At 72.1% G+C, this 24,886-nt stretch carries 23 protein-coding genes; 8 read left to right on the top strand and 15 right to left on the bottom strand.

Annotated elements, in window-relative coordinates:
* Positions 1 to 121: 121 nt before the first annotated feature.
* Both ACVHNB_RS35065 and ACVHNB_RS35060 read left to right on the top strand, forming a co-directional pair.
* Positions 122 to 550 (top strand): hypothetical protein, encoded by a 429-nt coding sequence (locus tag ACVHNB_RS35065; protein WP_428954545.1) that lies wholly within the window; start codon positions 122 to 124, stop codon positions 548 to 550.
* A gap of 103 nt (positions 551 to 653) precedes the next feature.
* Positions 654 to 2,066: a S28 family serine protease gene (locus ACVHNB_RS35060; protein ID WP_428954546.1), complete on the top strand. Its 1,413-nt coding sequence runs from the start codon at positions 654 to 656 to the stop codon at positions 2,064 to 2,066.
* Between the two features lie 96 nt (positions 2,067 to 2,162).
* Here ACVHNB_RS35060 and ACVHNB_RS35055 read toward each other — a convergent pair whose 3' ends face one another.
* From ACVHNB_RS35055 to ACVHNB_RS35045, 3 genes are all read right to left on the bottom strand, one after another.
* Positions 2,163 to 2,786, bottom strand: coding sequence for a hypothetical protein (locus tag ACVHNB_RS35055; RefSeq protein ID WP_428954547.1), 624 nt, complete (start codon positions 2,784 to 2,786; stop codon positions 2,163 to 2,165).
* A gap of 127 nt (positions 2,787 to 2,913) precedes the next feature.
* Complete coding sequence (locus ACVHNB_RS35050) at positions 2,914 to 4,737, bottom strand: glycoside hydrolase family 3 protein (protein WP_456226729.1); 1,824 nt, start codon at positions 4,735 to 4,737, stop codon at positions 2,914 to 2,916.
* 761 nt (positions 4,738 to 5,498) lie between these two features.
* Positions 5,499 to 6,410, bottom strand: a complete 912-nt coding sequence (locus ACVHNB_RS35045; RefSeq protein ID WP_456226728.1) for a LysR family transcriptional regulator — start codon at positions 6,408 to 6,410, stop codon at positions 5,499 to 5,501.
* 92 nt (positions 6,411 to 6,502) lie between these two features.
* Between ACVHNB_RS35045 and ACVHNB_RS35040 the strand changes: the two genes are divergently transcribed.
* Positions 6,503 to 7,462, top strand: a complete 960-nt coding sequence (locus ACVHNB_RS35040; protein WP_456226727.1) for an EamA family transporter — start codon at positions 6,503 to 6,505, stop codon at positions 7,460 to 7,462.
* Here the strand turns inward: ACVHNB_RS35040 and ACVHNB_RS35035 are convergent.
* Both ACVHNB_RS35035 and ACVHNB_RS35030 read right to left on the bottom strand, forming a co-directional pair.
* The gene (locus tag ACVHNB_RS35035) at positions 7,446 to 8,246 is read right to left on the bottom strand and encodes a sugar phosphate isomerase/epimerase family protein (RefSeq protein ID WP_428954550.1); all 801 of its coding nucleotides are present in this window, start codon (positions 8,244 to 8,246) and stop codon (positions 7,446 to 7,448) included. The genes ACVHNB_RS35040 and ACVHNB_RS35035 overlap by 17 nt on opposite strands.
* 29 nt (positions 8,247 to 8,275) lie before the next feature.
* Complete coding sequence (locus ACVHNB_RS35030) at positions 8,276 to 9,211, bottom strand: bifunctional helix-turn-helix transcriptional regulator/GNAT family N-acetyltransferase (protein ID WP_428954551.1); 936 nt, start codon at positions 9,209 to 9,211, stop codon at positions 8,276 to 8,278.
* A gap of 344 nt (positions 9,212 to 9,555) precedes the next feature.
* Here ACVHNB_RS35030 and ACVHNB_RS35025 point away from each other — a divergent pair, with 344 nt between their 5' ends.
* Positions 9,556 to 10,983, top strand: coding sequence for an alkaline phosphatase family protein (locus tag ACVHNB_RS35025; RefSeq protein WP_456226726.1), 1,428 nt, complete (start codon positions 9,556 to 9,558; stop codon positions 10,981 to 10,983).
* A gap of 92 nt (positions 10,984 to 11,075) precedes the next feature.
* Here ACVHNB_RS35025 and ACVHNB_RS35020 read toward each other — a convergent pair whose 3' ends face one another.
* The gene (locus ACVHNB_RS35020; RefSeq protein ID WP_456226725.1) at positions 11,076 to 12,125 is read right to left on the bottom strand and encodes a LacI family DNA-binding transcriptional regulator; all 1,050 of its coding nucleotides are present in this window, start codon (positions 12,123 to 12,125) and stop codon (positions 11,076 to 11,078) included.
* A 219-nt stretch (positions 12,126 to 12,344) separates the two neighbouring features.
* On the opposite strand from ACVHNB_RS35020, the gene ACVHNB_RS35015 reads away from it, so the two are divergent.
* Genes ACVHNB_RS35015 through ACVHNB_RS35005 form a run of 3 tightly spaced genes read left to right on the top strand, consistent with a single transcriptional unit; the run spans position 12,345 to position 15,480 of the window.
* Positions 12,345 to 13,502: a Gfo/Idh/MocA family protein gene (locus ACVHNB_RS35015; RefSeq protein WP_428954554.1), complete on the top strand. Its 1,158-nt coding sequence runs from the start codon at positions 12,345 to 12,347 to the stop codon at positions 13,500 to 13,502.
* Positions 13,499 to 14,656: a dihydrodipicolinate synthase family protein gene (locus ACVHNB_RS35010; protein WP_428954555.1), complete on the top strand. Its 1,158-nt coding sequence runs from the start codon at positions 13,499 to 13,501 to the stop codon at positions 14,654 to 14,656. The genes ACVHNB_RS35015 and ACVHNB_RS35010 overlap by 4 nt, the downstream gene beginning before the upstream one ends.
* Positions 14,653 to 15,480 (top strand): sugar phosphate isomerase/epimerase family protein, encoded by an 828-nt coding sequence (locus tag ACVHNB_RS35005; protein ID WP_456226724.1) that lies wholly within the window; start codon positions 14,653 to 14,655, stop codon positions 15,478 to 15,480. The genes ACVHNB_RS35010 and ACVHNB_RS35005 overlap by 4 nt, the downstream gene beginning before the upstream one ends.
* Before the next feature lie 75 nt (positions 15,481 to 15,555).
* On the opposite strand, the gene ACVHNB_RS35000 is transcribed toward ACVHNB_RS35005, so the two are convergent.
* The 6 genes from ACVHNB_RS35000 to ACVHNB_RS34975 form a co-directional block, all read right to left on the bottom strand.
* Positions 15,556 to 15,993: a DUF937 domain-containing protein gene (locus ACVHNB_RS35000; protein ID WP_428954557.1), complete on the bottom strand. Its 438-nt coding sequence runs from the start codon at positions 15,991 to 15,993 to the stop codon at positions 15,556 to 15,558.
* A gap of 219 nt (positions 15,994 to 16,212) precedes the next feature.
* Positions 16,213 to 16,602 carry a D-ribose pyranase gene (rbsD, locus tag ACVHNB_RS34995; RefSeq protein WP_428954558.1) on the bottom strand — a complete coding sequence of 130 codons (390 nt, stop codon included), beginning with the start codon at positions 16,600 to 16,602 and terminating at the stop codon, positions 16,213 to 16,215.
* A complete protein-coding gene (locus ACVHNB_RS34990) occupies positions 16,599 to 17,507 on the bottom strand; it encodes a ribokinase (protein WP_428954559.1) in 909 nt (302 codons plus the stop codon). Before ACVHNB_RS34990 ends, rbsD begins: the two co-directional genes overlap by 4 nt.
* Positions 17,508 to 17,550: 43 nt before the next feature.
* Entirely contained in the window at positions 17,551 to 19,518 is a 1,968-nt protein-coding gene (locus ACVHNB_RS34985) for an ABC transporter permease/substrate-binding protein (protein WP_456226723.1), read from the bottom strand.
* Positions 19,499 to 21,031 carry a sugar ABC transporter ATP-binding protein gene (locus tag ACVHNB_RS34980; protein WP_428954561.1) on the bottom strand — a complete coding sequence of 511 codons (1,533 nt, stop codon included), beginning with the start codon at positions 21,029 to 21,031 and terminating at the stop codon, positions 19,499 to 19,501. The genes ACVHNB_RS34985 and ACVHNB_RS34980 overlap by 20 nt, the downstream gene beginning before the upstream one ends.
* Complete coding sequence (locus ACVHNB_RS34975) at positions 21,028 to 22,089, bottom strand: LacI family DNA-binding transcriptional regulator (RefSeq protein WP_428954562.1); 1,062 nt, start codon at positions 22,087 to 22,089, stop codon at positions 21,028 to 21,030. The genes ACVHNB_RS34980 and ACVHNB_RS34975 overlap by 4 nt, the downstream gene beginning before the upstream one ends.
* Before the next feature lie 265 nt (positions 22,090 to 22,354).
* On the opposite strand from ACVHNB_RS34975, the gene ACVHNB_RS34970 reads away from it, so the two are divergent.
* Positions 22,355 to 22,927 carry a hypothetical protein gene (locus ACVHNB_RS34970; RefSeq protein ID WP_428954563.1) on the top strand — a complete coding sequence of 191 codons (573 nt, stop codon included), beginning with the start codon at positions 22,355 to 22,357 and terminating at the stop codon, positions 22,925 to 22,927.
* Positions 22,928 to 22,962: 35 nt separating this feature from the next.
* Here ACVHNB_RS34970 and ACVHNB_RS34965 read toward each other — a convergent pair whose 3' ends face one another.
* From ACVHNB_RS34965 to ACVHNB_RS34955, 3 genes are all read right to left on the bottom strand, one after another.
* Complete coding sequence (locus tag ACVHNB_RS34965; RefSeq protein ID WP_428954564.1) at positions 22,963 to 23,169, bottom strand: DUF4287 domain-containing protein; 207 nt, start codon at positions 23,167 to 23,169, stop codon at positions 22,963 to 22,965.
* 105 nt (positions 23,170 to 23,274) lie between these two features.
* Complete coding sequence (locus ACVHNB_RS34960; protein WP_428954565.1) at positions 23,275 to 24,063, bottom strand: aminoglycoside adenylyltransferase domain-containing protein; 789 nt, start codon at positions 24,061 to 24,063, stop codon at positions 23,275 to 23,277.
* A gap of 218 nt (positions 24,064 to 24,281) precedes the next feature.
* The gene (locus tag ACVHNB_RS34955) at positions 24,282 to 24,677 is read right to left on the bottom strand and encodes a hypothetical protein (RefSeq protein WP_428954566.1); all 396 of its coding nucleotides are present in this window, start codon (positions 24,675 to 24,677) and stop codon (positions 24,282 to 24,284) included.
* Positions 24,678 to 24,886: the final 209 nt, after the last annotated feature.

The raw sequence follows: 24,886 nt of genomic DNA, 5'->3' as shown, positions 1-24,886 counted from the left end.
CCCAGGGTTGTCCCGAACCGGGCGGCGCCGGGGACCGGACCGGGTCCTCGTGCAACCGTACGGCCCGCGTGTCGCGTCCGTTCATCAGTACTCTGGTGCCGATGTGACGGGAGGGGCTGCGGTGCGAAGAGGTGAGGAAGGCGATATAGGGCGCGCGCGGGGCGTACGAGGGCCGCGCCGACTGCTCACGTTCGTGCTGACCGCGCTGGTCTCCTCCACGCTGCTGGTCGTGGCGGGGCCGGGTGCCGGCGGCGCGCGGGCCGCCGCGCTCTGCGCCGGACACAAGGCCCGCACCCTGTCGTTCAGCACGGGCTCGACCGTCCTCTACAGGAGCCGCGGCTACGTCTGCGCCGTCACCGTCGCCAAGCGCGCCGGGGTCCGCCAGACCATGTCGGTCAGCGTCCAGGCCCGCGGCAACCGGGCCGTCGTCGAGGAGGGCCGCTTCACCCACCACGCGGGCCCGGTCACCGTGCACGCCGGTCACCGCTGTGTCCGGGTGAAGGGGCGAGTGGGGTCGAAATCGGTCAGTTCAGGGTGGATTCTGTGCTGAAGCAGTACCGAATGTCATGCTGAGCGGACACCAAGTACCCCTGGTGGTGCACGAGTTGCTCCGATAGTTTCCGGAGCGTCCGTGTAACTCCAGGGGAGGGTGCATGCGCAAGACGCTCAGATGGCTGTTGTCACTCGCGGTGGTCATAGGAACCGTGGGCACGGCCGGGATATCCACGGCGGCCGCCGCGCAGCCGGCCGACGCCGTGGCCGCCACGACCGACATCAAGGACCGGCTCCTCGCGATACCGGGCATGAGCCTCGTCGAGGAGAAGCCGTACGACGGCTACCGCTACTTCGTCCTCAACTACACCCAGCCGGTCGACCACCGGCACCCGTCCAAGGGCACCTTCCAGCAGCGCATCACCGTGCTGCACAAGGACGTCAGCCGCCCGACGGTCATGTTCACCAGCGGCTACAACGTCTCGACGAACCCGTCGCGCAGCGAGCCCACCCGCATCGTCGACGGCAACCAGGTCTCCGTGGAGTACCGCTTCTTCACGCCGTCCAGGCCGCAGCCCGCCGACTGGTCGAAGCTCGACATCTGGCAGGCGGCCAGCGACCAGCACCGCATCTACCAGGCCCTCAAGCCGGTCTACGGCCAGAACTGGCTGACCACCGGCGGCTCGAAGGGCGGCATGACCGCCACGTACTACGAGCGCTTCTACCCGCGCGACATGGACGGCGTCGTCGCGTACGTCGCCCCGAACGACGTCGTCAACGACGAGGACTCGGCGTACGACAAATTCCTCGCGAACGTCGGCCCAAGGGACTGCCGCGTCGCCCTGCAGAAGGTGCAGCGCGAGACGCTGGTGCGCCGTGACGCGCTGGAGAAGAAGTACAAGGAGTACCTCGCCGCCAACGACTACACCGTCAACACGGTCGGTTCGCTGGACAAGGCCTACGAGGCGACCGTGCTCGACCTGGTGTGGGGCTTCTGGCAGTACCAGCCGGAGTCGGCCTGCGCGGACGTCCCGGACGCCGCCACGGTCTCCGACCAGGACCTCTTCGACTACGTCGACGCCGTCGGCGGCTGGGCCTCCTACGCCGACCAGGGCCTGGAGCAGTACACGCCGTACTACTACCAGGCGGGCGTGCAGCTCGGTTCGCCCGACATCAAGCAGCCCTGGCTCGGCAAGCTCTCCCGCTACGGCTACCAGCCGCCGCGCAACTTCGTGCCGCGCTCCATCCCCATGAAGTTCCAACCGTGGGCGATGCGCGACGTCGACTCGTGGGTGCGCCACAACGCCACGCGGATGCTGTACGTCTACGGAGACAACGACCCGTGGGGCGCGGAGCGCTTCCGGCTCGGCGCCGGGGCCCGGGACAGCTACGTCCTGACGGCGCCGCACGCCAACCACGGTGCGAACGTCGCGGGTCTGAACGCCGACGACAAGGCCCTGGCCACCTCGCGGATCCTCGCGTGGGCCGGTCTGTCCGGTACGACGGCCAAGGCGCCGCACGACGCGAAGCTGGACCGGCCGGACACCGCCCGGGAGTTCACGCTCCGCCCGTGAGCACGCCCGCACGACGGAGAGGGGGCCGCACGCCGCGGCCCCCTTCTTCATGCAAGGGAGCTCTCCGTCCGGGAGCACTCCGTCCGGGAGTCCCGCTCACACCTTCACGGCGCATCCCACCGGCTCCGTCCCGCCGAGCGACACGTACAGGGCCGTGGCCGACGGGCACGCGTCGCGGCCCGGCACCGCGGAGCGGACGCGGTACTGCGGCGCGCGCTCGCCCGAGCCGTCGCACGGGGTCTCCCTGACCTGCCCCTTGCCCGCGGAGTACACGCAGTCGCCGACGATCGTGCGGGGACCGCCACCGCCGCCCGGGTCGCCGGGGTGCGGCTCCTCCAGGTTGCGCATACAGGCGTAGCCGCGGGCGATCGACCCGTCGCCGTTCTCGTCGGACGCCGGCCGGCTCTCGCTGATGTGCAGCACGAAGTCGGTGCGGGCCGGGCACGCGGGCCCCTGCGCCGTCCCGCCCTCGTACCGTTCGACGACCCGTGCCACGGCGCTCTCGCTGCCGCACGACACCTCGTTGAACGACGTCCGCCCCCGGGAGCTGCACTCGCCCACCGCGAGGAAGACCGCCCCGTAGCCGGACGGGGAGCGCAGCGGGTTCGCCGCCGACGGCGTCGCCGACTCCTCCCCCGACCCCGACGAAGCCTGACAACCGCCCAGTGCGAGCGCCGACAACAGCGCAGCGCACACCACCCCAACCGTCCGCACGCGCATGGCAATCCCCCCGATGTACCCGCCCCAGCGTGACCCGCCGGGGCGGGCGCACGCCAGACGTGGAGGGGGCTTTGCGTCAGTTGGGGGTGGTGCGCCGGTAGTGCGGCGTACGCCCTGTACGGCCGCTTCAGTACCGCAGGCCGTAACCGATCGGGTAGAGGACCTGAGCCGGATCGTCCGCCCGCTGCACCGGAACCGGCAGCTTGCCGCGCGGCTCGGCCCGGCCCGCGAGGACCCTCACCGCCGCCCGCAGTTCGACGTCGATCCAGGAGTACGCCGCCAAGTGGGCCCCGGTGGAGGGCAGTTGGGCCACGTCGTACGGGTTGCGCAGGGACAGCGTGACGACCGGTACGCCGGTCGCGGCGACGGCGTTCACCAGGGCCTGCTGGGCGCTGCCCGCGGTGACGTTGTAGGTGCCGATGAGCACCGCGTCCTTGCCCTGGGCCGCCGCCACCGCCTGGGCGACGACCGCCTGGCTCGGCGCGGTGCCGGTCGCCAGCACCGTGGGGGTGAAGCCCAGTTCGGTCAGGGCCGCGCCGAGCACCGTGGTCGGCGGGCCGTCGCTGAGGGAGGGCGAGGCCGGATTGGCGCCGAGCACGAGGATGTTCTTGTGCCGGCGCCGGGACAGCGGCAGCAGCCGGTCCTTGTTGACCAGGAGCGTGGTCGTGCGCTCGGCGATCCGGTCGGCCGCCGCCAGGTGCGCGCGGGTCCCCACCGTGCGGTCGACGCCGCGCTGGGTGACGTACGGCTCCTCGAACAGCCCCAGGCCGGCCTTCATGCGCAGGATGCGCAGGATGGAGACGTCCAGGCGCTCCTCGGTCAGCTCGCCGCTCTTCACCGCGTCGAGGACGGCGTTCCAGGAGACTTCCAGGGACGGCGGATTGAGCAGCTGGTCGACGCCCGCCTTCAGTGCGAGCACCGGCACGCGGTCGTCGCCGTACTTCGTGCGGACGCCCTCCATGCCCAGCGAGTCGGTGATCACGACGCCGTCGTAGCCGAGCTGCTCGCGCAGGATGCCGGTGAGGATCGGGTGCGAGAGGGTCGCCGGGTCCTCGGCCGGGTCGAGGGCCGGGACCACGATGTGCGCCGTCATGATCGAGTCGATGCCCGCGGCTATCACGGCCTTGAACGACGGCGCGTCCAGCTGCTCCCACTGCTCGCGGGTGTGCGTGATGACCGGGAGTCCGCTGTGGCTGTCGGTCGCCGTGTCGCCGTGGCCCGGGAAGTGCTTGGCCGTCGAGGCGATGCGGGCCGACTCGTAGCCCTGGACCTGGGCGGCGGCGAGCCGGGCGACCGCCGCCGGGTCGGCGCCGAAGGAACGGACGCCGATGACGGGGTTGGCCGGGTTGATGTTGACGTCGGCGTCGGGGGCGTAGTCCTGGTTGATGCCGAGCGCGCGCAGCTCGGCGCCGGCGATGCGGCCCGCCTCGCGCGCGTCGGAGCGCGAGCCGCCCGCGCCGAGGGCCATCGCGCCGGGGAACAGGGTGGCGGGCTTGCCGACCCGGGCGACGATGCCGTGCTCCTGGTCGGTGGCGACCAACAACGGTATTCGGGACGGCTGTTGCTGGCCGGCCGTCTGGATGCCGTTGCTGAGGTCGGCTATCTGGTGCGGTTCGCGGACGTTGTGCGCCCAGGCGAAGTAGATGATGCCGCCGAGCTTGTACTTGGCGATCATCTCGGCCGCGGTGCGGACGCCGATCTCCTTGAGGTTGGCGTCGATGTCGGCCTGGTCGGGGGCGGTGGCCGAGTGGCCGTACACCCGCATCACGAAGAGCTGGCCGACCTTCTCCTCCAGGGACATCCCGGAGATGATCTTCTTCAGGTCCTTGTCGCGGTTCTTCGCCCGGGCCTGGGCGGGTGCGGCGGCCAGGCCCGCGGCGGCGACACCTGCGGTGGCGGCGGCGAGCAGCGTGCGTCTGGGGAAACCCTTGCTGGTCTGGCGGTGGTGCACTTGCGCTCCTTCCGGAGGGAGGGGCGGGGCACGAGCTGGGTGGGGCCACGGTGAAAAAAACTTACGCGCGACACGGATATCGGGAAAGTTTCTGCCAGTCAAGGGAGTTGGCGTGGAAAGGGGCCGTCACCGGCGCAGTTGGAGGGGGGCGCGCCGGTGACGGCGTGCTGCCGGCCACAGGCGGCGGAGAGGGTGGTCAGCGTTCGCAGCCAGCAGCGAGGCCGACACCGCACTGCGGAGACTCACCGGCAGCGTGCCCTTTGGACGGGCGGGGCGGCGCTCGGGTTCCCGCCTCCTTGAAGGTTCTGCGAAATTGGTGCGCGGGTGGCGGAGAAGGGGTGGGGTGGTGTGTGGGTTGTGCGGGGGGTTGGGTGCGGAGTGCCGGGTGCCGGGTGCGGGGTGCTGTGTGCCGGATAGCGGGTGCGGGTTTCGTCGTGGCTGGTCGCGCAGTTCCCCGCGCCCCTGAGATGCGCACTTCGTGCGCCATCTCGGGCCGGGGGTGCTGCGTGGGTGTGCGCCATCTTGGGTCGGAGATGCTGCACGAAGTGCGCATCTCCCCGTGGAGGTGCGGCGGAGTATGAAATCCCGCCCCTTGAGGCGCGGCGGAGCCGCAGGCCTCCAGGGGCGCGGGGAACTGCGCGAGAAGCCCCACTCGGCGGTGGTCGCCTGGGAGCGCAACACGGCAGACGCTCGGCGCCAGGCCGCCGCAGGTTCCAGGCGGGCGCGGGCCGCGACCAGGTGCCGCCGGGCCGCGGTCGGGGCTACGGCGTGACCAGGCAGACGCGACCCTGGGCGCGCAACGCGCTGACCGTTTCCGTGATCGCCGGACGCCCCCCTGACCCGGCCCGCCACAACGCGTAGAGCCGCCGCCGCGGCATCGGATCGAGCCCCACCGCGACGACCCCCTCGGGCAACGGCCCCCGCCCCAGACGAGGAATCAGCGCGACCCCCAACCCGGCCGCGACCAGGGCCGTCAGGGTCGGATTCTCCTCGGCCTGATGAACGATCCGCGGCTCGAACCCAGCGGAGCGCATCGTGCGGACGAGCCAGTCGTGGCACACCCGCCCCGGCGGCTGCGACACCCAGCGCTCACCGCCGAGCTCCTCCCTCCGCACCGCCGTCCGCCCGGCCAGCGCATGCCCGGCCGGGACGAGCAGATCGCAGAGATCGTCGCCGAGCACGGCCTGCTCCACCCCGGCAGGGGCGGGCAGCGGCGCGATGTCCCAGTCGTGCGCGACGGCCAGGTCGACGGCGCCCTTGGCGACGAGGTCCACCGACAGATGCGGGTCGACCTCGCTGAGGCGGGTGTCGAGCGCGGGATGCCGGGCGGCGAGGCCGGCGAGCGTCGCGGGCAGCAGACCCCGCGCCGCGGAGGCGAACGCGGCGATCGTCAACTGCCCGGAAGGCACCCCGCGCCGCTCCTCCAGCCCGGTCTCCGCCCGCTCCACGATCGCCATCAACTCGCGCGCGGTCTCGGCCAGTTGCCGGGCCTCCTCGGTGAGCTTGACACCCCGCCCGGCCCGTTCGAGGAGCACCGTCCTGGTCTCCCGCTCCAGCTTCGCTATCTGCTGCGAGACGGCGGACGGCGTGTAGCCGAGGGCGGCCGCCGCGGCGCCCACGGTGCCGTGGACGGACACGGCGTGCAGCGCGCGCAGCCGCTGAAGATCCAGCATGTGTCCCTCCACGGTTCATGTAGCAGTGCTTCATCCCATCATGCAGTGATCATCGCTGGTGCTACACGGTCGTACGGAGTGATGCTCGACGCATGAGACCTGCGCACACCGGCCTCGCCGTCCTCGTCGCCGCCCTGTGGGGTGTGAACTTCGTCGTCATCGACATCGGCCTCGACCACTTCCCGCCGCTGCTCTTCTGTGCCCTGCGCTTCCTGCTCGCCGCGCTGCCCGCGGTGTTCCTCGTCGGCCGGCCGTGTGTGCCGTGGCGCTGGATCATCGGGGTCGGACTCGCCCTGGGCGTCGGCAAGTTCGGGCTGCTCTTCATCGGCATGAACACCGGGATGCCCGCGGGGCTGTCCTCGCTCGTGCTCCAGGTGCAGTCCGTGTTCACGGCGCTGATCGCGTTCGCGTTCCTCGGCGAGCGGCCCGGCAGGATCCGGTTGCTGGGCATGGCGGTGGCGCTCGCCGGCATCGCCGTCGCGGCCGCGGACGAGGGCGGCTCGGGCCCGCTGGGCGCCTTCGCGCTGGTCCTGGTGGCGGCCGCGTTCTGGGGCGTCTCGAACGTCCTGACCCGCAAGGCCGCGCCCGACGCCCCCTTCAACTTCATGGTCTGGTCGAGCGCGGTCCCGGTCCTGCCGCTCCTCGCCCTCTCCCTGCTCTTCGAGGGCCCGGACCGTGACGCCGACGCGCTGGCCTCCCTCGACCTGCCGGGCGCGGGCGCCATCGTCTACGTAGCCCTCGTCACCACACTCTTCGGCTTCAGCGCCTGGAGCCGCCTGCTGCGCCGCTACGACGCCTCGACGGTCGCCCCGTACTCGCTCCTCGTCCCGGTCTTCGGCATGTCCTCCGCGGCCCTCTTCCTGAACGAGTCCGTCAGTCCGCTCGGCTGGTGCGCGGCGGCGCTGCTGGTGGCCGGGGTGGCGCTGACCTCACGGGCAGGCGCCCCGAAGAGGCGCCGGGAACGGCGCGAGGAGCCACGACGGCCCGCGGTCGGCAACGCCGAGCACCAGGCAGCCGAGGTCCTGAACTCCGCTCCTACGCCGACTCGTTGAGCAGCCGAGCCATGTGCTCCCGTCCCTCGCGGAGCAGATCCGGCAGCGGGGCCGCGGCCTCGTACCAGCGGGCCTCGTACTCCCAGCACAGCCAGCCGTCCCAGCCCGCGCGGCTGAGCACCTCCACGCACTCGGCCAGCGGGAGCACCCCGGCGCCGAGGGGCAGGGGCGTCTTGTCGTGCGGGCCGGCGATGTCCTTGACCTGCACATAGCCGAGGTAGGGGGAGAGCGCCGCGTAGGAGGCCGAGGGCTGCTCGCCGCCGAGCCAGGTGTGCATGACGTCCCACAGCACACCCACATTGCGGTGACCGACCGGGCCGACCACGCGGGACGCGTCCGCCCCGGTGCGGTGCGAGTCGTGCGTCTCCAGCAGGACGCGCACCGCCCGGTCCGCGGCGTACTCGGCGGCCACCCCGAGCCGGCGGGCCGCGGTGGCGTCGGCCTCCTCGGCGCTCTGCTCGTCACCCCCGCCCGGGAAGACCCGGACGTACGGGGCGCCCAGGTCGCGGGCCAGGTCCACCAGGGCGCGGATCTCGTCGAGCACCGGGGCGTCGTCGCCGGGCGCCGCCACGCGCGCGTACCCGGCCACCCCCAGGACCTCGACGCCCGCGGCCTTGAACTCGGCGGCGGCGTCCGCCCGCGCGGCCGGATCGAGGCCCGGATGGACCGGCTCCTCGGGATGGGCGCGCAGCTCCACCCCGTGATAGCCGTGCGCCGTGGCCAGGCGGAGGACGTCGGAGAGCGGGAGGCCGGGGACACCGAGAGTGGAGAACGCCAGTTTCATGGGGCGGACCCTACCCGCGCTCCCGTCCGTCACTCGGGGGCCCGATGCAGCGGAAGCCGCCAGTCCTGGCCGATCAGGTCCGCGCCGAAGGAACGGTGCGCAGTCTCGCCCGCGAGGACGAACCCGTGGCGCTGGTAGAGCGAACGGGCCGACTTCAGCACGTCGTTCGTCCACAGCACCAGCTCGCGGTAACCGACGCCGCGCGCGAAGGCGATGACGGACCGCACCAGCCGGTCGCCGACACCGAGGCCGCGCGCCTCCGGCTCCACCAGGAGCAGCCGCAGCCGCGCGGTGCCGGGCGCCTCGTCGCGTACGCACATCACGCACCCCACCGGACGGCCGTCGAGCTCGGCGATCCACACCCGCTCCAGATGCGGGTCGTGGTCCTGCGCGAAATCGGCGACGATCCGGGCCACCAGGCCCTCGTAGTCGGCGTTCCAGCCGAACTCGGCCGCGTACACCGCCCCGTTGCGTGCCACGATCCAGCCCAGGTCGCCGGCGCCGGGGGCGCGCAGCAGCACGTTCTCCGGGTGCGGGGCGGCGCGGCCGTCGCCGAGGATCGCGCGCACGGTGCGCAGCGCCTCCGTCAGCCGGGCGCGCTCGGCCGCGGGAACCGTGGCGAGGAGCGCGCCGACCGCCTCCCGCGAACGCTCGTCGAGCAGCTCCGCGGCGGTACGGCCCCGCGCGGTGAGGGTGATGCGGCGGCGCCTCGAGTCCCGCTCGGACGAGGCGCGCTCGACGAGCCCGTCCCGCTCGAATCTGCCGAGGATCCGGCTCAGGTACCCGGCGTCCAGATTGAGCTGCGCCCGCAGGTCGGCCGCGTCGAGCCGCTCGCTGTGCGCCAGTTCGTACAGCACGCGCGCCTCGGTGAGGGTGTACGGGGCGTACAGATGGCGGCTGTGGTCCAGCGCGCCGACCAGGTTCGTGTAGAAGCGGTTGAAGGACCGGATGTCCTGCACGGTCATGGCTCACCTCATGGGGCCGGTCGGACCGGCCGGCAGACATGGACAGTTGACTCAGTCAGAGGTCTGGGGGTGGCGCCAGGCTACGCCCGGCGGGCGGGCCCGTCCACGGACCGGACACCGGAGAGCCGCCGGGACGCCCCCGGGTCAAGTCCGTGCATATGGCAGGTATAGCGGTTCAAGGGCAGCCCATGGGTTGGCCAACCCCTTCCCGCGCGTTGGCCACGAGTTCACCCTTCACCCCCTCCGCCCCTCCCCGGGCGGGTCGCAGAGTGGCACAACGGCCCGTCGCACACGGGCCGTTGGCATGACCGAACCGCCCGTCCAGCCACTCACAGGGGACTTCCATGGCCGAACTGACCCGACGCAGACTCCTCGGTTCCGCGGCAGGCGCCGTCGGCGGCGCCGCGGCGCTCTCCCTCCTCCCGCCCAGCGTCCAGAAGGCCGTCGCCGCGGGCCCGCCCCGCAAGGGCTCGCTCCGCGACATCGAGCACGTCGTGATGCTGATGCAGGAGAACCGCTCCTTCGACCACTACTTCGGCACGCTCAAGGGCGTCCGCGGCTTCAACGACCCCCACGCGCTGAAGCTGGACAACGGCCGCTCGGTCTTCTACCAGCCCGACGCCGAGAACCCGAAGGGGTACCTGCTCCCCTTCCACCTGGACACGCACTCCACCAGCGCCCAGGCGATCCCGTCCACCAGCCACGCCTGGTCGGTCCAGCACGAGGCCTGGAACAACGGGAAGATGGACCAGTGGCTGCCGGCCCACCGCAAGGCCGACGGTGTCAACGGCCCCTACGTGATGGGCTATTACACCCGCAAGGACATCCCCTTCCAGTTCGCCCTCGCCGAGACCTTCACCATCTGCGACAACTACTTCTGTTCCGTCTTCGGCCCGACCTGGCCCAACCGCCTCTACTGGATGACCGGCACGATCGACCCGTCCGGCACCCAGGGCGGCCCGATCCTCAACAACACGGCGCCCTCGCCCTACCGCTGGACGACGTACGCCGAGCGCCTCCAGGCCGCCGGAGTCAGCTGGAAGGTCTACCAGCAGGACGACGACTACGGCTGCAACATGCTGGAGAACTTCGCGTCGTTCAAGAACGCCCGGCCCGGCTCCGACCTCTACGAGCGCGGTGTCCGCCCGCAGCCCGAGGGCACCTTCGAGGACGACGCCCGCAACGACCGTCTCCCGGCGGTCAGTTGGATCATGCCGACCAGCTATCAGTCGGAACACCCCGACTACCTGCCCGCCGCGGGTGCCGACTTCGTGGCCCAGAAGATCGAGGCGATAGCCAGCAACCCCAAGGTCTGGGCGAAGACCGCCTTCATCCTCAACTACGACGAGAACGACGGCCTGTTCGACCACGTGGCCCCGCCCACGCCTGCGGCGGGCACGGCGGGCGAGTTCGTCAAGGGCCTGCCCATCGGCGGCGGCTTCCGCGTCCCGGCGATCATCGTCTCCCCGTGGACGGTCGGCGGCTGGGTGGCCTCCGAGTCCTTCGACCACACCTCGGCGCTGCAGTTCCTGGAGAAGTTCACGGGCGTCGAGGAGCCCAACATCACCGACTGGCGCCGCGACACCTTCGGCGACCTCACCTCGGCCTTCCGCTTCTCCCACGCCACCCACCGGCCGCCCCGCCTGCCCCGCGACACGGCGGAGCAGCTGGAGCAGGCGAAGGAGGACGTGGCGACCCTCCCGAAGCCGACCCTGCCCGGCGCGGACCAGCGGTTCCCGCACCAGGAGCAGGGCCGCCGCCCGCACGTGTAGGCACCCGGCCCCGCCTCTTCTCACCGAGGGGCGGGGCCCTCAGTCCTGTTGCTCCCCGCCCGGCGCGGGCGCCGGAAGGGCACGTCCCGCGGTCACGCCCCTCGCGGCGCGCCCGTCGACCCGCGCACCATCAACTCGCCGCGCACCGCGTCGATCCCGCCCTGCGGCGCCGCCTCCCGGCCCATCGCGATACGGCCCGCCCGGGCCGCAGCCTCCGCAAGAGGGAGGCGGACCGTCGTCAGCGCGGGGACCGCGTCCACGCTGAACGGGAGGTCGTCGAAGCCCGCCACCGAGACGTCCTCGGGGATGCGCAGGCCCGCCTCCCGCAGAGCCGCGCACGCGCCGAGCGCCACCGTGTCGTTCGCCGCGACCACCGCGGTCAACTCCGGGTCCCTGCGCAGTAGTTCGACCGTCGCCGCGTGGCCGGCCGCCCGGTCGTACAGGCCGTGCGCCACCAGCCCGTCCGACTCCGTCACGCCCGCGTCGGCCAGCGCCTCACGGTGCCCCTCCAGGCGGTGACGTGTCGTCGTGCGCTCCTCCGGCCCGGCGACGTAGCCGATCCGCCGGTGTCCGAGCGTGAGCAGATGGGCGGTCAGCTCCCGTGCGCCGCCCCGGTTGTCGAAGGTGATCGCCGCCGCGTCCGTCTCCGGCACCGGCGGCCGCCCGCACAGCACGACCCGGGTGCCGGCCTCCGACAGCCTCCTCAACTTGCCCGCCACCGCGGCGACATGGTCCTCGTCCTCGATCGCTCCGCCGGTGAGGACGACCGCCGCCGCGCGCTGGCGCTGTAGCAGGGTCAGGTACGTCAGTTCGCGTTCCGGTGAGCCGCCCGTGTTGCAGACGACCGCGAGACGCTCGCCGCCCGCCCGGCCGCCGGGCCCGACGATCTCGGACTGCACCGCGGACGCCATGATCCCGAAGAACGGGTCCGCGATGTCGTTGACGAGGACCCCGACCAGGTCGGACGTGGCCGCCGCGAGGGCGCTGGCCGGGCCGTTGAGCACGTAGTCCAGTTCGTCCACGGCCCTGAGCACCCGCTCGCGGGTGGCCGCGGCGACCGGATAGTTCCCGTTCAGCACGCGGGAGACGGTGGCGGGGGACACCTGCGCACGGGCTGCCACGTCCGCCAGGGTCACGGTCATCGAGTCATCCTCCGTCAACGGCCTTCGGCCCACTGCTCGAAAGTCCCCGGGGGCCGAAGGTCCCCGGTCTCGTACCCGCTCTTGTCCGAGCGGCTGTGCAGAGGCTAGCTTCTTTCCAGATAGAAAGCGCTTGCTACGAACCATCCGGCGAGCGCCATCGCGCGTACGCCGACGGCCTCTGCCGCGTACGGCCGGACGAAGAAGGACGAAGGGATTCACGTGACACGCAAGACGGTGCGCATCGCCATGAACGGTGTGACGGGGCGCATGGGCTACCGCCAGCACCTCGTCCGTTCCCTCCTCGCCCTGCGTGACCAGGGCGGACTCGACCTCGGCGACGGCACGGTGCTGTGGCCCGAGCCGGTCCTCGTCGGCCGCCGCGAGCACGCCCTGCGGGCGCTCGCCGAGCGGCACGGCCTGGGGGAGGAGAACATATCCACCGACCTCGACGCCGTCCTCGCCGACGACTCGATCGACATCTACTTCGACGCGCAGGTGACCTCCGCCCGCGAGGACGCCATCAAGAAGGCGATCGCCGCCGGCAAGCACATCTACACCGAGAAGCCGACCGCCACCGGCCTCGACGGCGCCCTGGAGCTGGCCCGCCTCGCCAGGGACGCGGGCATCAAGTCCGGCGTCGTCCAGGACAAGATCTTCCTGCCGGGCCTGCTCAAGCTGAAGCGGCTGATCGACGGCGGCTTCTTCGGGCAGATCCTGTCCGTGCGCGGCGAGTTCGGCTACTGGGTCTTCGAGGGCGACTGGCAGGAGGCCCAGCGGCCGAGCTGGAACTATCGTTCGGAGGACGGCGGCGGCATCGTCGTCGACATGTTCCCGCACTGGGAGTACGTGCTGCACGAGCTGTTCGGCCGGGTCGCGTCCGTGCAGGCGCTGATCACCACGCACATCCCGCAGCGCTGGGACGAGAACGGCAAGCCCTACGACGCCACCGCCGACGACGCCGCGTACGGCATCTTCGAGCTGGACGGCGGCGCCGTCGCCCAGATCAACTCCTCCTGGGCCGTGCGCGTCAACCGCGACGAACTGGTCGAGTTCCAGGTCGACGGCACCGAGGGCTCCGCCGTCGCGGGCCTGCGCAACTGCCGCGTCCAGCACCGCAGTTCCACCCCGAAGCCGGTCTGGAACCCGGACATCCCGGCCACCTACTCCTTCCGCGACCAGTGGCAGGAGGTGCCCGACAACGCCGACTTCGACAACGGCTTCAAGGCGCAGTGGGAGCTCTTCCTCAAGCACGTGTACGCCGACGCGCCCTACCACTGGGACCTGCTGGCCGGCGCCCGCGGCGTCCAGCTCGCCGAGCTCGGCCTGAAGTCGTCCGCCGAGGGCCGCCGCATCGACGTACCGGAGATCACGCTGTGACGATCCGACTGCCCGACAGCAGCGGCCGGTTGCGGGCCTACGAGCCGCGCGCCACGCCGCTCGCCGTCGACACGGGCGCCCCGCTCGCCTCCCGCGTCGTCTTCTCGGCGGCGCACGTCGTCGCCGACCCGTTCGCCGACACCACCCCCGACTCCCCGGCCGCCGTCGACTGGGACGCCACCCTCGCCTTCCGCCGCCACCTGTGGTCGCACGGGCTCGGCGTCGCCGAGGCGATGGACACCGCGCAGCGCGGCATGGGCCTGGACTGGGCGGGCGCCGCCGAACTCGTCCGGCGCTCCGCGGCCGAGGCGAAGGCCGTCGGCGGGCGCATCGCGTGCGGGGTCGGGACCGACCAGCTCACCGGGCCCGCCAAGGACCCGGCCGAGGTCCGGGCCGCCTACGAGGAACAGCTCGCGCTCGTGGAGGGGACGGGCGCGCAGGCGATCCTCATGGCGTCCCGGGCCCTGGCCGCCGTCGCCGAGGGCCCCGAGGACTACCTCGACGTGTACGGGCACCTGCTGCGCCAGGCGTCCGAGCCGGTCGTCCTGCACTGGCTCGGCCCCATGTTCGACCCGGCCCTGGAGGGCTACTGGGGCTCCGCCGACCTGGACGCCGCGACCGAGACGTTCCTGGAGGTCATCGCCGCCCACCCGGACAAGGTCGACGGCATCAAGGTGTCGCTGCTCGACGCCCGCCGCGAGGTCGAGCTGCGCCGCCGCCTCCCGCAGGGCGTGCGCTGCTACACCGGCGACGACTTCAACTACCCCGAGCTGATCGCCGGCGACGACCGCGGCTTCAGCCACGCCCTGCTCGGCATCTTCGACCCGCTGGGACCGCTCGCCGCGCAGGCGGTGCGCGTCCTGGACACGGGCGACGCGAAAGGCTTCCGCGAACTCCTCGACCCCACGGTCGAGTTGTCCCGGCACCTCTTCCAGACGCCCACCCGCTTCTACAAGACGGGCGTCGTCCTCCTCGCGTGGCTCGCGGGCCACCAGGACCACTTCGCGATGGTCGGCGGCCTGCAGTCCGCCCGCTCGCTGCCGCACTTCGCCCGCGCCTACGAACTCGCCGACGGACTAGGCCTGTTCCCGGACCCGGCGCTCGCCGAGTCCCGCATGAAGAACCTGCTCGCCCTGTACGGAGTGACCGGATGACCGCCGACCCCCGCTTCTCCATCAACCAGATGACGGTCAAGCAGCTCGACCTGCCCGAACTCGTCAAGACCTGCCTGGAGTTGGGCGTCCAGCACGTCGGGACCTGGCGCGAGCCGGTCCAGGCGTACGGCGTCGAGGCCGCCGCCGGGCTCCTGCGCGACGCCGGGCTCGCCGTCTCCACGCACTGCCGCGGCGGCTTCCTCACCGCGATCGACGCAGCCGGCCGCAAGGCGGCGATCGACGACAACAAGCGGGCCGTCGACGAGGCCGTCACCCTCGGCACGGACGTCCTGGTCCTCGTCTCCGGCGGACTCCCGGCGGGCTCGTACGACCTGCACGGCGCCCGGGAACGGATCGCCGACGCGCTCGCCGAGCTCGGCCCGTACGCCGCCGAGCACGGCGTGCGGCTCGCCATCGAGCCGCTGCATCCGATGTACGCGGCCGACCGCTGCGTCGTCTCCACGCTCGGACAGGCCCTGGACCTGGCCGAACGCTTCCCCGCGCAGCAGGTCGGCGTCTGCGTGGACACGTACCACGTCTGGTGGGACGACCAGGCGCCCGCACAGATCGCGCGGGCCGGGGCGCAGGGCCGTATCGCGACGTTCCAGCTCGCCGACTGGACGACCCCGCTGCCGGAGGGGGTCCTCAACGGGCGGGGCCAGATCGGGGACGGCTCGATCGACATGCGGCAGTGGCGCCGGTACGTCGAGGACGCCGGTTACTCCGGGCCGATCGAGGTCGAGCTGTTCAACGACGGGCTGTGGGCGCGCGACGGCCGCGAGGTCCTCGCGGAGACGGCGGAACGGTTCACGCGGCACGCGTGAATCCAGCCCCTCCGGCGTTCGAGGAGCGGGGTCCGGGGCGGAGCCCCGAGGCCCGCACGCCGGAGGGGCCGGACGCTACTTCTTCCGAGCGGCCCGCTTGCTCATCACGGCGAGAACGACCGGGATCAGCAGCTCGATGCCCCGGGCCACGTTCGCCGCGGGCAGCCCCGTCTTCTTCGAGACGGCGTTCGCCACCGGCCGGCTCATCTTCGACAGCAGACCGGCCAGCAGCCCGCCCGACGCCATACCGCCGAGCCCGCCCAGCGTGGCGACGCCCTGGAGCGGGGGCTGCTCGGCCTCGGCGATCGCCTGCCGGACCTCCTGGGCCCCGTCGGGACCCTCCTCCGCCCGCTCGCGCAGGCCGCCCGACAACGCCGACACGGTGCTGCCGACGACGCTCTGCGCGCCGGAGGCGTCCGTGCCCAGCAGACCCGCGAGCTCCTGCAGCCGGTCGTCGCCGAGCTCGTCGAGGACGTCCTTCTCCAGCGACTGTTCACCCGATTGTTCGCTCATGCCCCAAACGCTAAGGCCGCCCCGGTATGTCGGCACGCTGAAAATCCATGAAAGAAATCGCTGCGGAGCGTGCAACCTTTCAGGGGCCCGGCGGGTCTAGCGTGCGTCAGGACTTTTGGAGGGGGATCTGGGGGGATCCGGAGAGTCCTGGCGAGGAGGGGAAGCGTCGAGGGGCCCGGTCCGCGGACCGGGCCCCTCGTAGCTCCATGACGCGACTGCCTAGAAGAACACTCCGCAGCGCAGCAGCACGTTCGCGAACGGCCGGGCCTCCCCGGTCCGTACGACCAGGCGCGCGCCCGCCGACAGCCCCTTCAGCTCCTCGTGCGTGACGAAGCCGAGCGACGGCACCCGCTCCCGCAGCAGCTCGGCCGTCGACGGATTCGCGGAGCGCACCTCGCGCGCCGCCGTCCCCGCCTCGACCACCAGCTCGTCGAGGAGCCCGTCGAGGACCTCGGCGAACGACGGCACCCCGGCCCGGAAGGCGAGGTCGACGAGGCGCGGCCCCGCCGGGACCGGCATCCCCGCGTCGCACACGAGCACCCCGTCCCCGTGCCCCAGCTCGGCCAGGGCGCCCGCCAGATGACGGTTGAGAATGCCGGACCGCTTCACAGGGCAGCGACCTCGTCGGCGGTCGGGTAGGACGCCTGGGCGCCCTCCTTCGTGACGGCGGCGGCGCCGACCCGGGCCGCGTACGCCGCGGCCTCGGCGAGGGACTCGCCGGTCCCCAGCCGCCAGGCGAGCGCGGCGGTGAACGCGTCACCGGCGCCCGTCGTGTCCACGGCCTTCACCTTCACGGACGCCACCCGGGACGAGCCCGACGCGTCCGCGACGAGCGCGCCCTCGGAGCCGAGCGTGATGACGACCGAGCGCGGGCCGAGCGCGAGCAGCGCCCGCGCCCAGTCCTCCCGGTCCCCGGGGTCCCCGTCCGCCTGCGAGCCCAGCACCACACGGGCCTCGTGCTCGTTCACGATCAGCGGGTCGCACACCGCCAGCACCTCGTCCGGCAGCGGCGCGGGCGGCGACGGGTTCAGCACGAGCCGGGCGCCCTCGGCCAGACCGCGGGCCACCTCCGCGACCGTCTCCAGCGGGATCTCCAGCATCACGGAGACGACCTTCGCCCCCGCGAACAGCTCGCCCGCCGCCCGCACGTCCCCGGGCGTCAGCCGCCCGTTCGCCCCCGGCGACACCACGATGCTGTTGTCCCCGGACGGGTCGACCGTGATCAGCGCGACCCCGGTGGGCGCCCCGCCGACCAGCACGCCGGACGTGTCCACGCCCGCCGACTCCATCGACTCCCGCAGCAGCGTCCCGTGCCCGTCGTCGCCGACCCGCGCCAGCAGCGCCGTACGGGCGCCCAGCTTCGCGGCGGCGACCGCCTGGTTGGCGCCCTTGCCGCCCGGGTGGACGACCAGGTCGGAGCCGAGGACGGTCTCCCCGGCGCCGGGGCGCCGCTCGACGCCCACCACCAGGTCGGCGTTGGCCGACCCGACGACGAGGAGGTCGTACGTGTTCATGCTGTGCCTTTCTTCGTACGTCACTGCAAAGGCTACGAGAGCGTCACTTGAAGTCGGCGACGTTCTTCGACGTCACGACCTTGACCGGCACCTTCACCGCGCCGGCGATCTTCGTGTCCTGCGCCGCCCTGATCGCGTTCTGCACGGCCGTCTTCCCGAGCTCGCGCGGCTGCTGGGCGACGGACGCGTACAGCGTGCCCGCCTCGACCGCCTTGAAGCCGTCGGGCGTGCCGTCGAAGCCGACGACCTGCACCGACGTGCCGGCCTTGGAACCCAGCGCCTTGATCGCGCCGAGCGCCATCTCGTCGTTCTCGGCGAAGACACCGTCGATGTCCGCGTGCGACTGGAGCAGGTTCGTCATGACGTCCAGGCCCTTGGTGCGGTCGAAGTCCGCGGGCTGCTTGGCGACGACCTTGATGCCCGGGAACTCCTTGATGCCCGCGGCGAAGCCCGCGCCGCGCTCGCGGCTCGCGGACGTACCGGCCTGGCCCTGCAGGATCACGATCGTGCCCTTGCCGCCGAGCTTGTCGGCGAGCGTCTTCGCGGCCTGCTTGCCGCCCGCGACGTTGTCGGAGGCGACGAGCGTGGCGGTCTTCGCCTTGTTCACCCCGCGGTCGGCGGCGACGACGGGGATGCCGGCGTCGTTGGCGCCGCGCACGGACGGCCCGACGGCGTCGGAGTCGACCGGGTTCACGATGACGGCGCCCATGCCCTCACTGGTGAAGTTCTGCAGCTGGTTGGCCTGCTGGGACGCGTCGTTCTGGGCGTCCGTCACCGTCAGCTTCACGCCCTGCTTCCTGGCCTCGGCCTGCGCCCCGGCCCGCATCTCCGTGAAGAAGGGGTTGTTGAGCGTGGAGACGGCCATGCCCAGCTTCAGGTCCTTCTTGCCGCCGGACGACGAGCCGTTGTTCCACAGCGCGAGCCCGCCGACGATCGCCGCGGCGACCACAGCGGCGATCACGTACTGCAGCGCCTGCTTGCCCTTCGGCCCGCCGGAGCCCGCCCCCGCGGCCGCCGGAGCGGCCCCGGCCTTCCTGCGCACCGTGTCGAGCAGCACCGCGAGCGCGATGACGACACCGATGACGACCTGCTGCCAGAACGCGGACACGGACAGGAGGTTGAGACCGTTGCGCAGCACCGCCAGGATCAGTGCGCCGATGAACGTGCCCGACGCCTTGCCCGTGCCACCGGCCAGCGAGGCCCCGCCGATGACGACGGCCGCGATCGCGTCCAGCTCGTAACCCTGCGCCGCCTGCGGCTGCGCGGACGCGAGCCGCGAGGCCAGCACGATGCCCGCGACGGCCGCGAACAGCCCGGACAGGCCGTAGATGACGAGCTTCTGCCGCTTCACGCGCAGGCCCGACAGCCGGGCCGCCTCCTCGTTGCCGCCGATCGCGTACATGGAACGCCCGATGAACGTGCGGCCCAGGACGACGGCGGTGATCAGGCCCATCACGACCATCACGATGACCGGCACCGGCAGCCAGCCGCCCAGCGTGTCACCGAGCCGGGACACCGAGTCGGGGAAGGGGATCGGGCTGCCCTGCGAGATGACGAGCGAGAGCCCGCGCCCGACCGACAGCATCGCCAGCGTCGCGATGAACGGCGGGAGCTTGCCGTACGAGATGAGGGCGCCGTTGACGAATCCGCACGCCACACCCGTGACGACGGCGAGCAGTACGGCTATCACGACCGGCACGCCCTCGCTCGTGGCCGCCCAGGCGAGGATGGTCGCGGACAGGGCCGCCACCGAGCCGACCGACAGGTCGATGCCCGCCGAGACGATGACGAAGGTGACACCGAACGCGAGGATCGCGGTCACGGCCGCCTGCACGCCGACGTTCAGCAGGTTCGTGGTGGTCAGGAAGTCGCCGGACAGCAGCGACATGGCGATGACGAGGACGACGAGCGCGGTCAGCGCGCCGTTGTCGAGGAGCAGCCGCAGCAGGCCCCCGCCCGCCTTGGTCGTGCTCGTGCCGTTCTTGTGCGCGTCAGTGCTTGTCGAGGTCACGGGAGCCCTCCTCCTCAAGGGTGCTGGTGGTGCTGACGGCGAGTGCCATCACGGAGTCCTGGGTGGCTTCGCCGGCGGCGAGTTCACCGGCGACGCGGCCCTGTGCCATGACCAGGACGCGGTCGCTCATGCCGAGGACCTCGGGCAGATCGCTGGAGATCATGAGCACGGCGTGGCCGGCCGCGGTCAGTTCGTTGATCAGCTGGTAGATCTCGACCTTCGCGCCGACGTCGATGCCGCGCGTCGGCTCGTCGAGGATCAGCACCTTGATGTCGGCGAGCAGCCACTTGCCGATGACGACCTTCTGCTGGTTGCCGCCGGACAGGGTGCGCACGTGCTGGCCCAACCCGGCCATCCGCACGCCCAGTTGGCCGGCGATCCGCTCGGCCGCCGCGTGCTGTCCCTTGAGGTCGACGAACCCGGCCCGGGTCGCCGTCCGCAGGGTCACGAGGCCCAGGTTCTCCGCCACCGACTGGTCGAGGACGAGGCCCTGGCCCTTGCGGTCCTCGGGCACGAGCCCGATCCCGGCGGCCATGGCGGCGTTCACGTCGTGGCGGGGGAGCCGGACCCCGCCGACCTCGACCCGGCCCGCGTCGTACGGATCGGCCCCGAAGACCGCGCGGACGACCTCGGTGCGCCCGGCGCCCACCAGCCCCGCGATACCGACGACCTCGCCGGCCCGCACCTCGAAGCTCACGTCGTGGAAGACGCCGTCGCGGCTCAGCCCCTCGACCTTCAGCAGCGCGGCGCCGGTGTCGGGCCGCTCCCGCGGGTACTGCTGCTCGATCGACCGGCCCACCATGAGCCGGACCAGCTCGTCCTCGGGCGTCGACGCCGGGACCTGCCCGACGCTGCGGCCGTCCCGGATCACGGTGACCCGGTCGCCGAGAGCGGCGATCTCCTCCAGGTGGTGCGTGATGAAGACGACGCCGACACCGTCCGCGCGCAGCGCCCGCACGATCGCGAAGAGCTTCTCCACCTCCTCGGAGGTGAGCACGGCGGTCGGCTCGTCCATGATCAGCACACGGGCGTCCAGGCTGAGCGCCTTCGCGATCTCGACCATCTGGAGCCGGGCGATGCCCAGTTCACGGACACGCGCGCGTGGCGACACGTTCACGCCCACGCGCGCGAGGAGCGCTTCGGCGTCGGCGTCCATCTTCTTGCGGTCGATGAGACCGAAGCGGCGCGGCTGGCGCCCCAGGAAGATGTTCTCGGCCACGGTCAGATCAGGAACGAGATTGAACTCCTGATAGATCGTGGCGATCCCGAGCCGTTCGGCGTCCTGCGCGCCATGGATACGGACCTGCTCGCCGCCGACGGTGATGCGGCCCTCGTCGGGCGTGTAGGCACCGGAGAGCATCTTGATCAGCGTGCTCTTGCCGGCCCCGTTCTCGCCGAGCAGGACGTGTACCTCGCCGCGGCGCAGGTCGAAGTCGACGCTGTCGAGCGCGACCACGCCGGGGAAGGTCTTCCGTATCCCTTCGATACGCAGCAACTCGTCCGGGTTGCTCACCGGTTGCTCCTCTCCGTCGAGGTACGCGGTTCTGTCGAGGTACGCGGTTCTGGGTTGCGCGGTTCGCCGCACGAGTGCCGTACGACGAGGTGCGCGGGGAGGGTGACCGACGCGGGCGGGCGGCCCTCGATGCGGTCCACCAGGGCGCGCACGGCGGCCCGTCCCAGCTCCTTCGTCGGCTGGGCGATCGCCGTGACCGGCGGGTCGGTGTGCACGAACCAGGGGATGTCGTCGAACGCGGCGAGCGCGATGTCGTCCGGGACGCGCAGCCCGCGCGCGCGGATCGCGTCCAGCGCGCCGAGCGCCATGAGGTTGTCGGCCGCGAACACGACCTCGGGCGGCTCGGGCAGGTCCAGGAACGTGTCCGTCACACGGCGCCCGCTGCCCGCCTGGAAGTCGCCCTGCCCGATGTAGGCGTCCGGCAGCTCGATCGCGTACGAGGCGAGCGCCTCGCGGAAGGCGGCGACGCGCTCGCTGCCGGTCGTGGTGGCGGCCGGGCCCGCGATGATGGCGAGCCTGCGGTGCCCGAGCCGGTGCAGATGAGCGACGAGGTCGCGGATGGCGGCCCGCCCGTCGGAGCGTACGACCGGCACGTCGACCCCCGGGATCCACCGGTCGACGAAGACCATGGGGGTGCCGGCCCGGGCCGCGTCCAGCATCAGCGGGGAGCCGCCGTCGGTGGGGGAGACGAGCAGCCCGTCGATGCGCCGGTCCAGCAGGGTGCGGACGTGGTGGTCCTGGAGTCCGGGCTGCTCGTCGGCGTTGCCGATGATCACGCTGTAGCCGAGGGCGCGGGCCTCCTCCTCGACGGAGCGGGCCAGCTCGGTGAAGTACGGGTTCAGCACGTCGCTGATGACCAGGCCGAGCGTGCGGGTCTGGTCGGTGCGCAGGGAGCGGGCGACGGCGTTGGGCCGGTAGCCGAGCGACTCCACGGCGGCCAGCACCCGGGCCCGGGCGTCCGGACTGACGGACGGATGGCTGTTGAGGACGCGGGAGACCGTGGCGACGGAGACCCCGGCCGCGGCCGCGACGTCCTTGATGCTCGCGCTCGACGACATCACAGACCACCTCCTTGTGGCTGCGGGGGCGCATGCGCGGGGTGCTCGTGTGTGGAGCGGGCGGTGCACATGTGCGTGGAATCGATTACACGGAGGATTGGAATCGATTACACGAGGCTGTGACAAGAGGGGCTCCGGTTGTCGTGACCGGATCGTGATGGGAGCGGGGTGTTGTCGGCGCCGCGTGCGATGGTGGAGAACGCACGAACCCATGGGTCATGGAGCACGCCATGGCCTACGGAAGACGGAGACGGAGCACACGACCGTGAACCACGCGCAGCTCACCGCACTCGGCCGCGCCCTGCGCCTGCTCGGCGAGCACGGCGAAGGTCTCACCGGCGACGCGACGGACGCCAAGCTCCATGAGGTGCGGGGCGATGTGAAGCGCGCCCTGGAGCTGCTCGACGAGACGGTCAGCGGCGCCGCGCCCACGACCCGCTGCCGCGAGCACCCCCAGGGCGCGGTCGACGAGTCGGCGCCCGACCTGTGCCTGCTGTGCGAGACGCGCCGCCGCCAGGCCCGCCGCTCCGAGTACGGGGGCGGTCCCGCCCGCCCGCGCGCCGAGCAGCAGCCGGTGCTGTCGCGCTACGGCACGCGCGAGGACCGCCCGCAGCCCCAGCAGCGCTGGATCCCGGAGATGTGGACCGGGCAGGTGTGGCAGCTGTGCGGCACCCCCCGCCACGACCGGCGCGAGGCGGACCTCTATCTGGCCGCGCAGCGCCGCCGTCCGGACGCGGCGATGGCGTACCGGCTGGTGCACGAGTTCACGGACTACGAGGTCGTGCGGGTGTGGGGGACGCCGGTGAAGGTCGACGTGGAGCCGATGGGCGGGATCTGAGCCCGCCCCGGCTCACTTCCCGCGCGGGGACCGGTTCACTTCTTCGACTCGGCGAGGGTGTGCGCGACGAGCGCGTTGGCGTGCCCGTGGCCGAGCCCGTGCTCGGACTTCAGCCAGGCGACCAGCTCCATGTGCCTGGTGAGCGGCGAGGACCGGATGAGCTCCTGCCAGTGCGAGACCGGCTGCCCGTACTTCTTCTCGATCGACGGGAAGTAGCTGGCGGGGCCCTTGGTGGTCGTCATGGTGTCCCTGTCCTCCGGTGCGGTCGGTGTGTGTCGCCTGTAGGACCGTGGCCGCGCCGGAAAATCATCGGCGACGGGCGGCCGGAGGATCCCGGGGCCGCGCCGTCAGGTCCTCCCGGTGACCGCCGACGCCGCCGCCAGACCGAGCAACTCGTCCAGGAGCGGGGCCAGTTCCGAAGGCAGCGGCGTCTCGTCCCGCACCGCCTGCGTCCGCCGCCACGCCAGCGCCGCCTCCAGCAGCGGCCGCAGCCGCGGCCACCGCTCGGCGGTCCAGGCCGCCGCCGCGCCCTTGTCGGTCAACTCCCCGGTGGTCAGGGCGCGCAGGGCGCGGCACGCGGTCAGCACGACATACGCCTGGCCGCCCCGATGACGTACCTGAGAGGCCGCGCTCCGCAGTTCCGCGACGGAGTCGATGAGCGCCGTCCGCAGCTCCTCGGCACCGGCCGCGGCCAGCGCCTCCCGCGCCGGCCGGCCCGCCAGGGTCAGACCGGTCTCCCGTACGAGCGCCCGCGTCAACGCCCAGCGGGGCGCCACGCGCGTGCTGTGCAGCGGTTCGCCGGGGGAGATCACCAGCAGCGGCTCCAGCAGACCTCCGGCGAGCGCGGCGGCAGGGGCGAACGTCAGGTCGAGCCGGTCACGGAAGCCCGGACGGGCCCGCAGGACGTGCGCCAGGGCGGTCTCCAACCCGGCCGGATCCAGATCGAGTTCACCGCTCACGCCGATCAGCACGTCCACGTCGCTGACGCCCCGCTCGAAGGACCCCGTGACCGCCGACCCGTACAGCCAGATCCCCGCCAGCCGCTCGCCCACCACGGGCGCGACGGCCGTCAGCAGATCGGGCAGCAGCCGTCGCACGCTCACCGGCGGCACGGCCGCTCCGTTCGTCCCGTCCATGCCGGAACCCTAGACGGCGGGCGGAAGAGGACGGCGGCCCGCCCCGGGCTCACGGCACCGGCAGGAAACGGAAACCGGAAAACGAAATGCGGGCAATTGGAAACGGGAAACGGAAAAGGACAACGGAAAGCCCCCCTCGGCCGCGCAAGGAGAAAACGCGGCCGAAAGAGGGCTTTACCGCAACCCGCTCTGAAGGAAGGGAAATGCCGGAGCGGTTCTCAGATGATGCGCTCGGGGGCGTCGAACTGGTCGACCGGCGCGTTGTTGCACGTGGTGACCGGGCCGCCGAGGACGTTGCCGCCCACACCCTGGGCCGCGGGGACGGCGCAGCGCAGGTCGACGTCGACGAACGGGGCGCCGTAGCTGTTCAGGATGCCGCCCGGGTCACCGGCGATGGCGACGTCACCGTTGCGGGTGGCGAACTCCGAGGAGCCGGTCCCGCTGGTCGTGTCGCCGTAGGCGACGCGCGCGGCCTGGTTCATGTCGTGCGCGCTGGTCTGCATGTTCTCGGCCTCCGGGCCGCCGGTGGTGGCCGAGGCCACGCCCGTGCTGCCGACGGTCGCTGCGGCTGCGGCGGTCGCCAGTGCGGCACCGGCCAGAACCTTGCGGATCATTTCTGCTCCAGTTCTAGGTGGGGGAGGTGACAGTAACTTTTTTCGTGACTGTCGATCTGCTGGAACCGCGCCGAATGGAATTAAGTCACGCAGGATCGTTCATTCGGACCTGCAATGCCTCGGTAAGTCGCCTGAACGGCCGCAGAACAGCTTCACGGGGCAGGTTCTTCCGGGCCCCTGTTCCGTTGTCGGACCCCACCGCTACCGTC

The sequence above is a fragment of the Streptomyces sp. YJ-C3 genome, from assembly GCF_053891275.1.
This window is presented reverse-complemented; position numbering and strand designations above follow the sequence as displayed.

What these genes read in the sequence shown, in the direction of transcription:
- ACVHNB_RS34960 (WP_428954565.1), bottom strand. Translation starts at nt 24,063, where the DNA reads ATGGACGGGACGAACGGAGCGGCCGTGCCGCCGGTGAGCGTGCGACGG.
- ACVHNB_RS34990 (WP_428954559.1), bottom strand. Translation starts at nt 17,507, where the DNA reads ATGAACACGTACGACCTCCTCGTCGTCGGGTCGGCCAACGCCGACCTG.
- ACVHNB_RS35040 (WP_456226727.1), top strand. Translation starts at nt 6,503, where the DNA reads ATGAGACCTGCGCACACCGGCCTCGCCGTCCTCGTCGCCGCCCTGTGG.
- ACVHNB_RS35060 (WP_428954546.1), top strand. Translation starts at nt 654, where the DNA reads ATGCGCAAGACGCTCAGATGGCTGTTGTCACTCGCGGTGGTCATAGGA.
- ACVHNB_RS34975 (WP_428954562.1), bottom strand. Translation starts at nt 22,089, where the DNA reads ATGTCGTCGAGCGCGAGCATCAAGGACGTCGCGGCCGCGGCCGGGGTC.
- ACVHNB_RS35055 (WP_428954547.1), bottom strand. Translation starts at nt 2,786, where the DNA reads ATGCGCGTGCGGACGGTTGGGGTGGTGTGCGCTGCGCTGTTGTCGGCG.
- ACVHNB_RS35030 (WP_428954551.1), bottom strand. Translation starts at nt 9,211, where the DNA reads ATGACCGTGCAGGACATCCGGTCCTTCAACCGCTTCTACACGAACCTG.
- ACVHNB_RS34955 (WP_428954566.1), bottom strand. Translation starts at nt 24,677, where the DNA reads ATGATCCGCAAGGTTCTGGCCGGTGCCGCACTGGCGACCGCCGCAGCC.
- ACVHNB_RS35025 (WP_456226726.1), top strand. Translation starts at nt 9,556, where the DNA reads ATGGCCGAACTGACCCGACGCAGACTCCTCGGTTCCGCGGCAGGCGCC.
- ACVHNB_RS34965 (WP_428954564.1), bottom strand. Translation starts at nt 23,169, where the DNA reads ATGACGACCACCAAGGGCCCCGCCAGCTACTTCCCGTCGATCGAGAAG.
- ACVHNB_RS35005 (WP_456226724.1), top strand. Translation starts at nt 14,653, where the DNA reads ATGACCGCCGACCCCCGCTTCTCCATCAACCAGATGACGGTCAAGCAG.
- ACVHNB_RS35000 (WP_428954557.1), bottom strand. Translation starts at nt 15,993, where the DNA reads ATGAGCGAACAATCGGGTGAACAGTCGCTGGAGAAGGACGTCCTCGAC.
- ACVHNB_RS35020 (WP_456226725.1), bottom strand. Translation starts at nt 12,125, where the DNA reads ATGACCGTGACCCTGGCGGACGTGGCAGCCCGTGCGCAGGTGTCCCCC.
- ACVHNB_RS35035 (WP_428954550.1), bottom strand. Translation starts at nt 8,246, where the DNA reads ATGAAACTGGCGTTCTCCACTCTCGGTGTCCCCGGCCTCCCGCTCTCC.
- ACVHNB_RS35045 (WP_456226728.1), bottom strand. Translation starts at nt 6,410, where the DNA reads ATGCTGGATCTTCAGCGGCTGCGCGCGCTGCACGCCGTGTCCGTCCAC.